10 protein-coding genes and 1 pseudogene are annotated in these 13,446 nt (G+C 69.3%); 2 read left to right on the top strand and 9 right to left on the bottom strand.

Translation table 11 applies throughout. The features are described from left to right. Positions 1–69 precede the first annotated feature (69 nt). Positions 70–1,938 carry an ABC transporter ATP-binding protein gene (locus EIZ45_RS42830; protein ID WP_134669630.1) on the bottom strand — a complete coding sequence of 623 codons (1,869 nt, stop codon included), beginning with the start codon at positions 1,936–1,938 and terminating at the stop codon, positions 70–72. Between the two features lie 258 nt (positions 1,939–2,196). Between EIZ45_RS42830 and EIZ45_RS42825 the strand changes: the two genes are divergently transcribed. Continuing rightward, a complete protein-coding gene (locus EIZ45_RS42825; protein ID WP_134669632.1) occupies positions 2,197–3,507 on the top strand; it encodes a glycosyltransferase 87 family protein in 1,311 nt (436 codons plus the stop codon). On the opposite strand, the gene EIZ45_RS42820 is transcribed toward EIZ45_RS42825, so the two are convergent. The 8 genes and pseudogenes from EIZ45_RS42820 to EIZ45_RS42790 all read right to left on the bottom strand — a co-directional run bounded on the left by EIZ45_RS42820 (position 3,494) and on the right by EIZ45_RS42790 (position 12,288). Further along, positions 3,494–3,703, bottom strand: a complete 210-nt coding sequence (locus EIZ45_RS42820; RefSeq protein WP_003071237.1) for a helix-turn-helix domain-containing protein — start codon at positions 3,701–3,703, stop codon at positions 3,494–3,496. The genes EIZ45_RS42825 and EIZ45_RS42820 overlap by 14 nt on opposite strands. A gap of 179 nt (positions 3,704–3,882) precedes the next feature. Continuing rightward, complete coding sequence (locus EIZ45_RS47780; RefSeq protein WP_370318245.1) at positions 3,883–4,818, bottom strand: ABC-F family ATP-binding cassette domain-containing protein; 936 nt, start codon at positions 4,816–4,818, stop codon at positions 3,883–3,885. Positions 4,819–4,932: 114 nt separating this feature from the next. Beyond that, positions 4,933–5,520, bottom strand: a pseudogene (locus EIZ45_RS47775) (ATP-binding cassette domain-containing protein); the annotation flags it as partial. Between the two features lie 158 nt (positions 5,521–5,678). Then, complete coding sequence (locus tag EIZ45_RS42810; RefSeq protein ID WP_167756711.1) at positions 5,679–6,356, bottom strand: acVLRF1 family peptidyl-tRNA hydrolase; 678 nt, start codon at positions 6,354–6,356, stop codon at positions 5,679–5,681. Positions 6,357–6,404: 48 nt separating this feature from the next. Further along, positions 6,405–9,035, bottom strand: coding sequence for a S8 family serine peptidase (locus EIZ45_RS42805; protein ID WP_370318244.1), 2,631 nt, complete (start codon positions 9,033–9,035; stop codon positions 6,405–6,407). Between the two features lie 438 nt (positions 9,036–9,473). Then, positions 9,474–10,133, bottom strand: coding sequence for a barstar family protein (locus tag EIZ45_RS42800; RefSeq protein ID WP_134669638.1), 660 nt, complete (start codon positions 10,131–10,133; stop codon positions 9,474–9,476). 60 nt (positions 10,134–10,193) lie between these two features. Next, the gene (locus EIZ45_RS42795) at positions 10,194–10,685 is read right to left on the bottom strand and encodes a GNAT family N-acetyltransferase (RefSeq protein WP_134669640.1); all 492 of its coding nucleotides are present in this window, start codon (positions 10,683–10,685) and stop codon (positions 10,194–10,196) included. A gap of 40 nt (positions 10,686–10,725) precedes the next feature. After that, positions 10,726–12,288, bottom strand: coding sequence for a deoxyguanosinetriphosphate triphosphohydrolase family protein (locus tag EIZ45_RS42790; RefSeq protein WP_134669642.1), 1,563 nt, complete (start codon positions 12,286–12,288; stop codon positions 10,726–10,728). 38 nt (positions 12,289–12,326) lie between these two features. Here EIZ45_RS42790 and EIZ45_RS42785 point away from each other — a divergent pair, with 38 nt between their 5' ends. After that, complete coding sequence (locus EIZ45_RS42785; protein WP_134669644.1) at positions 12,327–13,433, top strand: lycopene cyclase family protein; 1,107 nt, start codon at positions 12,327–12,329, stop codon at positions 13,431–13,433. The last annotated feature ends 13 nt before the right edge of the window (positions 13,434–13,446 follow it).

Here is a 13,446-nt window from a genome sequence, read left to right as displayed (position 1 = left end):
ACAAACTGTGTCATATCAGCTGGGACTGAACAGGGAATCTGATTCCCTCAGGGTGGCCCTCACGGCCGTTTAATGCGCGGCAGCGGGCTCCTCCGCGAACTGCGTGTGGTACAGCTCCGCGTACCGCCCCTCGGCCGCCAGCAGTTCGTCGTGCGTGCCGCGTTCCACGATGTTCCCGTTTTCCACCACCAGGATCAGATCCGCCGCCCGCACAGTCGACAGCCGGTGCGCGATCACCAGCGACGTCCGGCCTTCCAGCGCGCCGGTGAGCGCTTCGCCCACCGCGGCCTCGGATTCCGAGTCCAGATGCGCGGTCGCCTCGTCCAGCACCACGACCTTCGGCTGCGCCAGCAGCAAGCGCGCGATGGTCAGCCGCTGCCGTTCGCCGCCGGAGAGGCGGTAGCCGCGTTCGCCGACGGTCGTGTCCAGCCCGTCCGGCAGCGAATGCACCAGATCGCCCAGCCGCGCCTTTTCGAGCGCGGCCCAGATCTCGTCGTCGGCCACGCCCGGGCGCGCGTAGCTCAGGTTGGCCCGGATCGTGTCGTGGAACAGGTGCCCGTCCTGGGTCACCACGCCGACGGTTTCGCGCAGCGAAGCGAAACTCAGGTCCTTGACGTCCACATCGGACAGCCGGACCGAACCGGCGTCCACGTCGTACAGCCGCGGCAGCAGCGAGGCGATCGTCGACTTGCCCGCGCCGGACGAACCGACCAGCGCCACCATCTGCCCGGCTTCGGCGCGGAAGCTGATGCCGTGCAGCACCTCTTCGCCGCCCCGGCTGTCCAAAGTGGCCACGTCCTCCAGCGAGGCGAGCGAGAACTTGTCCGCCGCCGGGTATCCGAATTTCACGTCGGAGAACTCGACCGAAACGCCGCCCTCGGGCAGCTTCTTCGGCTCCGCCGGCTCCTTGATCATCGGCTCCAGGTCCAGCACCTCGAAGACCCGCTCGAACGACACCAGCGCGGTCATCACGTCCACGCGCACGTTCGCGAGCGCGGTCAGCGGCGTGTACAGCCGGGTCAGCAGCAGCGCCAGCGCGACCACGGTGCCCGGTTCGAGCTTGCCGGTGAGCGCCAGGTAGCCGCCGAGTCCGTAGACGAGCGCCTGCGCGAGCGCGGACACGAGCGTCAGGCTGGTCATGAACCAGCGCGTCAGCATCGCGGTGCGAACGCCGATGTCGCGGACCCGTCCAGCACGGAGGCCGAAGTCGGCGACCTCCTGGCGCGGCCGCCCGAAGAGCTTCACCAGCGTGGCGCCCGGTGCGGAGAACCGTTCGGTCATCTGCGTGGTCATCCCGGCGTTGAGCTGCGCGGCCTCGCGCTGCAGCCCGGCCATGCGGCGGCCCAGCCTGCGGGCGGGCAGCACGAAAATCGGCAACAGCACCAGTGCGACGAGCGTGACCTGCCACGAGAGCGACACCATCACCACCAGCGACAGCACCAGCTGGATCACATTGGTGACCAAACCGGACAAAGTCGCCGTGAACGTGCGTTGCGCGCCGATCACGTCGTTGTTGAGCCTGCTGACCAGCGCACCGGTGCGGGTGCGGGTGAAGAACGCGATCGGCAGCTTCTGCACGTGCTCGAACACCGCCACGCGCAGGTCGTAGATGATGCCCTCGCCGATCCGCGACGACTGCCAGCGTTCCGCGAGACCGAACCCGGCGTCGAGGATCGCGAGCGCCGCGATCACCACCGACAGCCAGACGACCACGTTCAGCTCGTGCCCGCCCACGATCGCGTCGACGACCTTGCCCGCGAGCACCGGCGTCGTCACGGCGAGCACCGCCGAGATCACGGTGAGCACCAGGAAGGCCAGCAGCCGCTTCCAGTGCGGCCGGGCGAATCGCGCGACCCGGCGGACCGTGCCTCGGGTCAGCGCTTTCGGCGCGTCGCCCGCCCGCATCGCGGAGCTCAGCAGCGCCCAGGTGTTGTCCATCGGAGTGTCCCCCAGCTCGTGAAAACCTCTAGATTAGTTGAACTTTTTTCCGGAGATGCCCTGCACAACACCGGGACGCCCGGCATTCTTCCCGACGGTCCGTGAAGGGCTCCTCGCGGGAATCAGATTCCCGCAAGGAGCCCTTCACGGACCTTGGGCCGCAGCGGGGCACGGGCGGTAGCCGACGGGGCGGCCCGGCTCGGTAGCCTGGCGCTTCGGGGTCGGCGAGCGGGGGAGGAAACGCGGGTGCAACTGCTGATGGCCCCTGCGCGTGCCGGGGAAACCCATCCCGTGCGCGTCGCCGCCTGGGATCTCGTCTTCTATCTCGGCTGCTTCGCCTTCGCGCTCGGCACCGCGCTCGCTTCGGAGTTCTACGGCTATCGGATCTGGGGCAATTTCGCCGTCGCCGGATACGGATTGGCCGCCGCGCACAGCGCCTGGCTGACGATTTCCGCGCGCCGCGGAATGCAAACTAACGGCAAATTCGGGTCGCGCTGGATCGGTATCGGCGCGGTTGTCGTGCTCGCGATGTGCGCACCGCTGGTGACGCTCGTGATCCGGCGGCTGACCGGAACGGACTGGCTGATCACCCCGTTCTCCTGGGCCGCGCAGCCCGAGGTCTGGGTGATCGAGCGCAGCGCGGATCTGTTGCTGCGGCACGGAACCCCGTACATCGACATCACCGCGCTCCACCGCGCACCGGAAGTGAACGACTACACGCCGTACGGGCCGGTGATGACCGTTTTCGGGCTGCCGCGCGCGTTGTTCGGCGGCAGTCCGGTCCTCAATGCACTGACCGACGCGCGGTGGATGTTCGCGCTGGCCGCGGTGCTCTGCGCGTACGCGTCCTGGCGGCTGCTGAACCGGCCCCGGATCCCGGTTTTCGCCGCACAGCTCGCGATCGCCTGTCCGCTGACCGCGCTGACCTGGGCGGTCGCCGGACCGGACCTCGCGATCGTGGGCCTGCTCGTGCTGACCTTCGCACTGGCCGCGTCCGGCCGTCCAGGATGGACCGGGCTCGTGCTGGCGCTGGTGATCAGCGCGAAACTCATCGTCGCGCCCGCCGCCGCGGTGCTCGCGGTCTTCGTTTGGCAGCGGGCTCGCGGCGAAAATCCTTGGGCGGCAACAGGTCGCTTCGCGGGCGCGCTGGCCGCGGCGACGATCGCGCTGCATCTGCCGGTGTATCTGGCGAACCCGGCGGCGTTCACCGAGCACGTGATCCGCTTCCCGCTCGGCATGGGCGCGGTCCGCTCCCCCGCGGCGAGCCCGCTGCCCGGGCATCTGATCGCGCAGGCCGGACCGGCCGGCACCGTGATTTCCCTGGTGCTGGTGGGTGTCGCGGCGGTGGCGATGCTGATCTGGCTGGCGCGCCGGCCCCCCGCGACGGGATCCGCTGCACTGACGCGAACCGCCGTCGGACTCGGCGCGTTGATCCTGCTTACTCCGGCCACCCGGTACGGCTACCTCGTGTACCCGCTGGTACTCCTCGGCGCCGCGCTGACCTTCCGGACGGCCTCTCCGACCGTGCGCCCCCCGCGCAGCGGCCGCGCTGACGCTACTTCTTCTTGACTCGCGTGGCCCCGCCGCGCCCCCGCAACTGGACCCCGGACTCCGACAGCACCCGGTGGACGAACCCGTAGGACCGTCCGGTGGATTCGGCCAGAGCCCGGATGCTCGAGCCCTTCTCGTATTTCTTCTTCAGGTCAGCGGCCAGCTTGTCGCGCGTGTTGCCGGTGATCCGCGCGCCTTTCTTGAGATCAGCCACGTCGATCGCCTTCCCGCCGAGTGGTTGTTCCGGGCCATTCACGGCCCCTGCCGGGGCAATGATCGAACACTACGCGCCGGATTGCCAGACGACAGCCGTAAAACGATCGAAACCGCGATCACATTGGGCCATTCCAGTGCTTTGCCCGACACGGTCAGCACCCGAACGGACGCACTCGGTCAGGCAAGCTGGACAAGTTCCAGATAATCCGCGGACCAGTGGTCCTCGGTTCCGTCCGGAAGCAGGATCACGCGCTCGGGTTCGAGCGCCTCGACCGCGCCCGGGTCGTGCGTCACCAGCACGACCGCGCCGGCGAAGCTGCGCAGCGCGTCGAGAACCTGGGCGCGGCTGGCCGGGTCCAGGTTGTTCGTCGGTTCGTCGAGCAGCAGCACATTGGCTTGACTGGACACGAGTCCAGCGAGCGCGAGCCGGGTCTTCTCGCCGCCGGACAGGGTTCCGGCGGGCTGGTCGAGCTGTTCGCCGGTGAACAGGAACGAGCCGAGCAGGTTCCGCAGCTCCTGCGCGCCGGTGTCCGGTGCGAGATGGCGGATGTTTTCCCACACCGACGCGTCGTGGTCGAGCGTTTCGTGTTCCTGTGCGTAATAGCCCAAACGCAATCCGTGACCCGGTTCGACGGATCCGGTGTCCGGGGTTTCCATTCCGCCGAGCAACCGGAGCAATGTCGTCTTTCCGGCGCCGTTCAATCCGAGCACGACGACCTTCGAGCCGCGGTCGATCGCCAGATCCACGCCGGTGAAGATCTCGAGCGAACCGTACGACTTGGACAATCCGTCGGCGGTCAACGGCGTGCGCCCGCACGAGGCCGGGTCCGGGAACTTGATCCGGGCGACCTTGTCCGCCTGGCGCGTCTCGTCGAGCGAGGACAGCATCTGCTCCGCGCGCCGGGCCATGTTCTTGGCCGCGACGGCCTTGGTCGCCTTCGCGCCGAGCTTCGCGGCCTGCGCCTGCAGCGCGGACGCCTTCTTCTCGGCGTTCGCGCGCTCGCGGCGGCGGCGCTTCTCGTCGGTGGCGCGCGCGTCGAGGTAGCGCTGCCAGCTCATGTTGTAGATGTCGATCTCGCCGCGCGTCGCGTCGAGGAACCAGACCTTGTTCACGACGTCGCCGAGCAGTTCGACGTCGTGGCTGATCACCACGAGCCCGCCGTCGTGCTGCTTGAGGAAGCCGCGCAGCCAGTTGATCGAGTCGGCGTCGAGGTGGTTGGTCGGCTCGTCCAGCAGCAGGATCGTCTCGGACTTGCCGCCCGCGCCCGCCTCAGCGGCGGCGAACAGGATCCGCGCCAGCTCGACGCGGCGGCGCTGCCCGCCCGACAGCGTGCTGAGCGTCTGGGACAGGATGCGGTCGGCGAGGCCGAGGTTCGAGCAGATCCGCGCCGCTTCGCTCTCCGCGGCGTACCCGCCGAGCGAGGAGAACCGCTCTTCGAGCCGCGCGTAGCGGTTGATCGCCTTGTCCCGCTGCTTGTCGTCGACCAGCTCGGACATCGAGGTCTGCGCTTTTTCCATGTCGCGCAGCAGGGTGTCGAGCCCGCGCGCGGACAGCACGCGGTCCTTCGCGGTGACCGACAGGTCGCCCTCGCGAGGGTCCTGCGGCAGATAGCCGAGTTCGCCGCTGCGCCGGACGTCGCCGGCGTGCGGTTCGCCCTCGCCCGCGAGGACCTTCAGCGAGGTGGTCTTGCCCGCGCCGTTGCGGCCGACGAGGCCGATGCGGTCGCCGGACTGGATGCGGAGGGTGGCGCCGTTGAGCAGGATGCGCGAACCGGCGCGCAGCTCAAGGCCAGTGGCCGTGATCAAGAGAACTCCCGGATACGGGGGCGGTCAGGTGGACGTGCTGGAGCGCCCCGGCACCGCGTGCGATGCGGGGCGGGCGGCTACTCTCTCTGGATCCGCACCAATGCCCTGTTGACCACGAACCCAGTGTACGGGTCGGCGTCGAACGGTTTTCGCGGCCGTGTCCGGATTCACTCGGGTCCCGGTGTTCGATCCCTCACCACGAGGTGGACGGCACGCGCTCGCTGTGCTGCTTCGGCCAGCACCTCATAGCCGGGCTCGGGAATCTCCAGCACCCGCGGCTCCGCCCGGTCGAACAACTCGGCGAGGCGTCGGTCGGAGCGCAGTTGGTCGAGCGCGCGACGGTCTCCGCCAAGCACCACAGCGTCCACTTCGGACAGTCGAGGCAGCAGAACTTCGTACGCGTCCTGGGCGGCTGAGCGGAGCGCGGCCCGCGTCTGGCCATCGCGGCGGCGGGCGAAGCGTTGCTGCGACCAGCCGCCCGCAGCGGTTCGGCCTTGCACGTGGTGGCGATCGGTTCGGGAGAGGACTACGCGGCCGTCGTAGGCGAGTCCGAGCGAGTGTCCGCCTTTCCGGACCAACAGCAGCGCGATCAGCCGCAGTGTCTGCACGTGGCGGAGCAAGGGTTCGACCACCAGCCCGGGGTATTCGCCCTGCTCGCGCAACGGTCCAAACGGGACAGTCGCGGTGGCTGTGGTGCCGTTCTCAGCGGTGACTTGCACGTGCGTCGCGGCGAGAACGGTCGTACGCACGCCGTGGTTTCGTTCGGCGAAGCGCGCGAACCAGCCGTCGAGCCGTTCGGGCGGGACTTCCACCGCCCGTCCGCCGCCTGCGACCTGCCGTGCCATGCCGGAAACGGTACGGGGCCGCCGCGCGGTGCGACGGCCCCGCATCGCTCAGGCCAGCTGAGGCCGCACCGGCCCCGTGGTCACCGTCTTGTGCACGTCCGCCGGATGCCCGGCCGAGACGTACCCGTTGACGTGCAGCGAAACGCTGCGGATCGAACCGGTGTCGCCGCCGGTGGTGTCGACGACCTTGAGCGTCCACGTGCCGTCCGCCGAAGCGCCGAGCTGGCTCTGCGCCGCGACCGGCCGGTAGGTGCCGGTGTACGGCGCGTCCCCGGACCCGGTCGAGCTGAACAGCTTGGTCGCGGAATCGTCGAAGACCACCTGGCAGAGGTTGTTCCCGCTGCCGCCGCCCTTCTGGAACAGCGTCGCCGTCGCGCCGGAGGGCGAGGTCAGCGTGCCGACCAGGTCGTTGACGTAGGTGTGGTCGATGCCGACCGTGGTCGCTTTCTCCGCCGTGGTGCAGGTGGCGCCGTCGATCGAGAGCGACACCTTCGACGCGGGACCGACGCCGCTCACCACGAGCGGGACCGACGCGCCGAGCGGCGAGTTGTCCGGGATCGCGACCGCCGGACCGGCGTAGGCGAACGCCTGCGAAACCGGCGACGGCGTGCCGACCGGCAGCGAGAACGTGCTGGTGCGCGGCGAGTACGAGCCCGCGAAAGTCACCTTAGCGCTGAGCACCACCGGCGAGCCCAGCTGCTGGCTTGCCGGAACCGTGACGGTGAAGTCGTTGATTCCGGTCTGTCCCGGGCTGATCGTGCCGTACGACTTCGCCCTCGGCTCGATCGTGACGCCCTGGGTCGGCGAAGTGAGCACGACGCTCGTGGAGACCGCGGTGCCGTCGCCGGTGTTCTTCACCGGAAGCGTGACAGTCGCGGTGTCACCGGGGTTGAGCGTGCTGCCGCCGCTGGGTCCGCGGACCGTCGGCTGCCCCGCTTCCGCGTACGGCTGCGGGCTGGCTCCGGTGTACGCGAGCACCTTGTCCGCCAGCAACACTCCGGCGCCGGTGAGGTTGTCTGTGCCGGGCGCTTCGATGTCCACCGCGGTCTTGAGGAACGCCTCGCGAATGTCCGAAGAGGACAGTCCGGGGTTGCCGGACAGCACCAGGCTCGCGATCGCGGCCGCGTGCGGTGCGGCCGCCGAGGTGCCGAAGAACGGGTCGAACCCGCTCACCGAGGTGTGCACGCCGTCCGCCGCGGTGATTTCCGGCTTCTGCCGGACCTCTCCCCCGGTCGACGACACGTCGCCCGGCGTGATCGGCGTTCCGTTGGCTTCGTAGAACATGCGCCGCGGACCGTCCGAGCTGAACCGTTCCGCCTTGCTGGCAGCGGAATACGCCGCCGGATACGGTCCGGTCGGGTTCGCCGGGTCGCCCGGTTCGAGCGGCCGCCCGAACGCCGCCTCGGCCGGTGCCGCGGCGACCGCGAACGCCTTGCGCGCCGCGGCGTGGCCCACGACCGCACCCGGCGTGGAGTACGCCTTGAGCCCGTCCGCGGAATCGCGGAACCGGCTGCCGAACGCGGTCAGCGAGAGATACCGGCTCGCCCCGGAAAACTTCACCACGGCGAGCCGCAGCCCGGTGCCGCCGAACAGCGGGGTCGCCAGCTGCTCGTACGGGTCCTGGGTGCCGTTCTGGACGTCCTGGCTGAAGCTCACGACGTTGCCGCGCGCGTCGAGGAGGTAGAGGTCGTAGTCGTCCGAGGCCGCGCCGATCGGGTCGGACCAGTGCAGCGTCACCGGGATGCTCGCCGACGACGCGTCCGAGATCGGTTCGTACACCTGCTTTCCGGCTGCGCCCGCGAAGTTGTGCGCGGTGCCGGCGAACTTGCCGATCGAGACTCCCGAATCGACGAAGTCGCCTTCCCAGTGCGCCGCGGTGCCGTCGGCGACATTGCCTTCATTGCCGGCGGAGGAGAAATAAAGCGCGCCGTCGGCCGTCACGTCGTTCACCGCTTGCGCGATGATCCAGTCCTGGAACGGGGATTCCTTGAAGTAAATGACGTCGTCGACGATGACGTCGCAATGCGCTTCGAAACGGAGCTTGCGGATGTTGTCGGCGAAACTCGCGTCGGAGGTGAATGCCGTCGCAAACCCGAGCTTGGCGTTCGGCGCGAGGTCGTGGATGATCTCCAGCATCGCGGTGCCCTCGTCGCCGCTGCCTGCTTGTCCGGTCAGGACATCGACCGCCGGAAGCTCGCCCTTGGTGCGGGAAACCTCCAGGGAATCGACGCCGTCGGACAGCGCGCACGCCTTCACGCCGGTGCCGGTCACGCCGAACTGCTGACGCGCCGTGTCCGCGTTGTGCGCCCGGTCGCCCGCGCTGACCACCTGCGTTTTGGTCCCGATCGCTTCCTTGAGCTGCCGGTCGATCCGATCGGCCTTCTGCTGCTTGGTTTCCGTGCCGTTCTTGTTTTCCCGCTGCCGCGCTGTCATCGCCTGATCCGCGGTTTCGACGTGCTTCACGTCGCCGCGCTTCGCGATCTCCGGCAATGCGGCCAACGGCACGTCGGCCCGGATGCTCGCCGCCGTGCTCGACACCGCACGCACCTCGGCCCCGGCTTTGCGCAGGTCGTTGACGAGCCCGTCGCTGACCTTCGTGACCCGGATGTCGACCAGTGCTTTGTCCGCGGTCTTGCCGATTCCGGGCAACGCGGCCGCGCTCAGGCTCCGCGTGCGCATCTTCTCCTGGACGAGCAGTTTACTGTCTATTTTGGACTCAGTCGCGGTCTGTCCTGCTTTCACCGCTTGCAATGCGGCGATCTGACTTTTCGCAGTGGAGTCCACAGTAGACTCCTGCGCATCGGCCAAGGGCGGTGTCACCAGCCCGGCGGCAAGCACCGCCGCGGCGACCACGCCCGTCCGTCTTCTTGTCGAGGCTCCAGGTGAACGGGTACGACGCACGTGCGCCCTCCGATCTCACACCGCGTGCCCCGACTCACGCTGGCCAACGCCGGTGATCACCGGCTGGATCCAGCTAAGTACCACTTCTGTCCGGGAAAAACGGCCGTTGGAGTGACGTTGGTGAGGCAATATCCGTTGCCCGCCGGACGTCGTAGGCCGTTCGGCGGAGCTGCTGCCGCCTCGGTTGTCCTGGCGAGGCTTTACTGGACAGCGGATTCACCGCTCGTGCAGTTCGATGCCGTGGTCGGCGAACACTTCCGCGACCGCCTCCACGAACGCATCGCCCAAGGTTCGGCGGGATTCCGCCGCGGCGTGCCAGACCACCGGATAGCGCGGACTTGAAGCGGGTTCGCTGCGGAGACAGTCGTCGAGTGCGTCCAAGTTGCTGCCGAAGTAACCGCCCGGCCCGTTCGCCGCCTCGCCGAGGGCGCAATAGAACGAGTCCTCGGAGGACAAGCCCTGCCCGTCGATGACGATGTCGCCCGTGTTGTAGCGCATCGCGCGCTTCCCGGAGAAGAACCACGCGTTTTGCACGACGTGCAGCCAGTCGCCGTGCTGGGCCGCGGGATACCGCGTCCACTCGCCGGGCAGGATCGAGCCGCGGCGCCATCGCGACCAGATCGCCTGCGCGTGCGGATAAGGCCAACCGTCAGGAAACGGAACTTCGAGGTGCACCGATCCATCCGGTGTCCGGACAAGGTTCTTCGGCCGCAATTCCAGGCGGCCGAACCAGTAGTGGCCGATGGCCTTGCCAGCGCCGTCGACCACCTCGATCTCCGCGTCCTCGACAGTCACCGGGATCGCCTCAGCCGCGCCGACCACGTTTTCGATAGTTACCAGCCCAGCAGCCCGGCCCTCGCTGAGGAAGCCGGACATCGATTCGAAGGCCAGCGCAAACCCCGGACGGTCCGCTTCGGACAGAAGCCGATACAACGCTCACAACTCCAGCCACATGATCCGCAACCCCACCCGCCCCTCCACCGGATGCTGAAACGCCCCCGGTGCGATCCCCAATGTCACGAACCCCAAACTCTCATACAACCGAACCGCATGAACATTGGTCTCCACCACCGCGTTGAACTGAATCGCCGCGAACCCCGTCCGCCGGGCCCAAGCGATCAAGTCCACCACCAACGCCCGCCCGACGCCGTGGCCTCGGGCGTCCCTGGACACCATCAAGCTTCCCGAAGCGACGTGGCTGCCCGGGCCCGGCCGGTTGGCGTACATGTTCGCCGTGCCCAGCACCCGGTCCCCGTCGGCCGCGACCACGACCCGCGCCGGGGCTGCGACCAGCCACTGCTGACGGGCTTCGGATTCGCTCATCGCCGGGTCGTAGGGGAACGTCTGCTGCTCGGTCACCACGTCCCGGATGATCGGCCAGATCCCCGGCCAATCGTCGGCGCCGGCGTCCCGGATCGTCAACGGCATCTGCCTACCGTGCTGACCGGCCCCGGCGAACGCAACCTATTTACAGCACAAAGGAATCCGACCAAGGCTGGCTCGACCGGCCCGACAGAGCGTCCAGCAGGGTCACCGCTTGCTTGTCGGTCAGCGAAGCCACGAAGTCCACGACCGCGCGTCCCCGGGCCAGTCCGCGCACCGCGTCCGCGCCCTCGATTCGTTCGCCCGTCGCGCCCACCAGCAGTTCCGGCGCGACCCGGGCGAGGTCCGAGTACTCGCCGTGCGCCAGTTCCATCAGGTCGTGCAGCCGGCGCGGCAAGCGGGACGCCTCGTCGCGGTCCAGGAGCCACGCGTCCAGCGCGTCGACCAGCGTCGTGACCAGACTGGCCTGGCCGCGCTGGTGCAGGGCGAGATCGGGGCGCAGCAACACAAACCGCCGGTGGACGAACTTCAGGACCTGCACCTCGTGCCACTGCGCGGGACGCAGCGACACATGCCCGGACCGGGTCGGGGGCGACGACAGGACGAAGACCCCGTCGACCAGCCGTGCCATCCAGCTCGCCGAGAACGCGGCCGTCGCTTGTTCGGCTTCGGTCGAGCCGTCGAAGCCGTCCGCGAGAAGGCCGTCGACCAGTTCTCGCTGGACTCGGGCGACGGCCGCGGCGAAGGCGTCGTCATCCACGATCCAGCTGTCCTTCAGGTGCATGCGGCGGCGCATCCGCTCCAGGGAACGGCCTGGGCGGCGAATCTCCGCGGTCAGCCGGGCATCGTCCAAAGAGGCCAGCTCGACCGCGTGCGCCAGCCACTCCCCCAGTTCGGCGGCGACGGGGGCGTGCTGCAGGACGCCGATGCGGTGGAAATCCTGCAGATCGTGGATCGCGTACGCGATGTCGTCGGCAGTGTCCATAACGGACGCTTCGACCGTCTGCTGCCACGGCTCGATCCGCCCGGCGAACGGGGCCCGCGACTGCTCGAAGTCGTCCAATTCCGTGACATAGGCGGAAAACTTGCTCGCGCCGGTGCCGGGAGCGTCATCCGGCTCGGCCGCGCCGCGGGGCGGCAGCGGCATCGCGGTCGGATGCGGCTGCGGGTAATGCAGCCGCGCCCACGGGTACTTCAGGACCGCGGCGCGGACCGCGGTCGTCAGGTCCAGCCCGATGGCGGACGGGCCGCGCACGTCGGTCGTCGTGACGATGCGGAACGACTGCGCGTTGCCCTCGAAACCGTCGGCCAGGCCGAACCGGTGCCGGGCGATCCGGTCCAGGATCTGCTCGCCGAGGTGCCCGAACGGCGGGTGCCCGAGGTCGTGCGCCAGCGCGGCGGCCTCGCACGCGTCCGGGTCGCAGCCGCCGAGTTTCGCCGCGAGTTCGGCCGACTCGCTCGATCCGGTGATCCGCTCCGCGATCCCGCGCGCGACCTGCGCGACCTTCAGGCTGTGCGTCAGCCGGTTGTGCAGCAGCCCGGCGCCGCCGGCGCTGACCACCTGGGTGACCCCGCCGAGCCGCGCGAAGAACGGCGACGCGGTGATCCGGTCGCGGTCGACGCGGAACGGGCTGGTCGCCAGATCGGTGAACCCGCCGGTCCCGTCCTGCGGGTCCCGCCGCGCTGCCCTCGGATCGGTCTCGTCCATGCGTCCCACCGTATCCGGCCGTCCGGCAGGATTGCGGGATGACCGACGTGCTGGTGGCGGGCGGCGGCCCCGCCGGACGGGCGCTGGCGGCCGCGTGCGCCCGGCGGGGACTGGAAACGGCCGTGCTCGACCCGGATCCGTACCGAAAGTGGCCGAACACTTACGGACTGTGGGCAGACGAAGTGCCGGAGCTGCCGGGCAAAGCGATCGCCGCGGCTCCGGCGACGACGCTGGCGTTCGGGACCCGCGAGCACCGCGTCGACCGGGCTTACCGGGTGCTCGACAACACCGGGCTGCGTGAGTGGCTCACCGAACCGAAGGTTGAGGTCATCACGGGCAAGGTGACCGGCGCGGAACACGGTCCGCACGGTTCGACGGTCCTGCTCGCCGACGGTCGACGGCTCGCAGCCGCCGTGTTCGTCGACGCGTCCGGTGCGCCCAAGCTCCGGGCTCCGCGCGCCGAGCAGACCGCGTACGGGCTCGTGCTGCCCGCGGACCAGGCCGAGCGACTAGCCCCGCCTGACACTGCTGTCTTCATGGACTGGCGCGACGGCACCGACAGCTTCCGCTACCTCCTGCCCCTCGGCGACGGCTCCGTGCTGGTCGAGGAGACCTCGCTGGCCCGCAAACCCGGGCTCCCGGTGTCCGAACTGGCCCAGCGGCTGCACGCGCGGCTCAAAGCAGCGGGAATCCGTCCGGCGGGCCGGGTCGAACAGGTGCGGATCGTGCTCGACGTCCCGCTGCCGAAGCGCGGCCAGGCGGTGCCGTTCGGGGTCGCGGGCGCGCTCGTGCACCCGGCGACCGGTTTCAGCCTCGCGACCGCACTGCAGCTCGCTCCCCGCGTCGCGGAAGCTCTGGCGGACGCGTTCGACGCAGGTCCGGCGGCCGCGGCCGGCGCTGCCCGGAAGGCATTGTGGCCGCCGGAAGCCCGTGCTGTGCATGCCTTGCGCCGCCACGGACTCCGTGCATTGTGCGGAATGTCACCCGCTCAGTCAGCGCAATTTTTCGACCTGTTCTTCGAGCTCCCGATCCCGGCACAGCGCGCGTTCACCTCGGGCCGCGCCGACCTGCCCGGCACCGCCTCGACCATGGCAAACCTGTTCCGCGCCGCCCCCGCCCGGCTGCGCCGGCGGCTGCTCGGCTGAGTCCGTGCCGGGA

The sequence above is a fragment of the Amycolatopsis sp. CFH S0740 genome, assembly GCF_004522315.1.
GTDB lineage: Bacteria > Actinomycetota > Actinomycetes > Mycobacteriales > Pseudonocardiaceae > Amycolatopsis > Amycolatopsis nivea.
Note: the sequence above shows the minus strand (reverse complement) of the source record. Positions and strands in the feature narration are given on the sequence as shown.

Coding starts and splice junctions, on each gene's coding strand:
- EIZ45_RS42830 (WP_134669630.1), bottom strand. CDS start 1,938: ATGGACAACACCTGGGCGCTGCTGAGCTCCGCGATGCGGGCGGGCGAC.
- EIZ45_RS42810 (WP_167756711.1), bottom strand. CDS start 6,356: ATGGCACGGCAGGTCGCAGGCGGCGGACGGGCGGTGGAAGTCCCGCCC.
- EIZ45_RS42805 (WP_370318244.1), bottom strand. CDS start 9,035: ATGCGCACGCGGAGCCTGAGCGCGGCCGCGTTGCCCGGAATCGGCAAG.
- EIZ45_RS42800 (WP_134669638.1), bottom strand. CDS start 10,133: ATGTCCGGCTTCCTCAGCGAGGGCCGGGCTGCTGGGCTGGTAACTATC.
- EIZ45_RS42825 (WP_134669632.1), top strand. CDS start 2,197: ATGGCCCCTGCGCGTGCCGGGGAAACCCATCCCGTGCGCGTCGCCGCC.
- EIZ45_RS42795 (WP_134669640.1), bottom strand. CDS start 10,685: ATGCCGTTGACGATCCGGGACGCCGGCGCCGACGATTGGCCGGGGATC.
- EIZ45_RS42785 (WP_134669644.1), top strand. CDS start 12,327: ATGACCGACGTGCTGGTGGCGGGCGGCGGCCCCGCCGGACGGGCGCTG.
- EIZ45_RS42790 (WP_134669642.1), bottom strand. CDS start 12,288: ATGGACGAGACCGATCCGAGGGCAGCGCGGCGGGACCCGCAGGACGGG.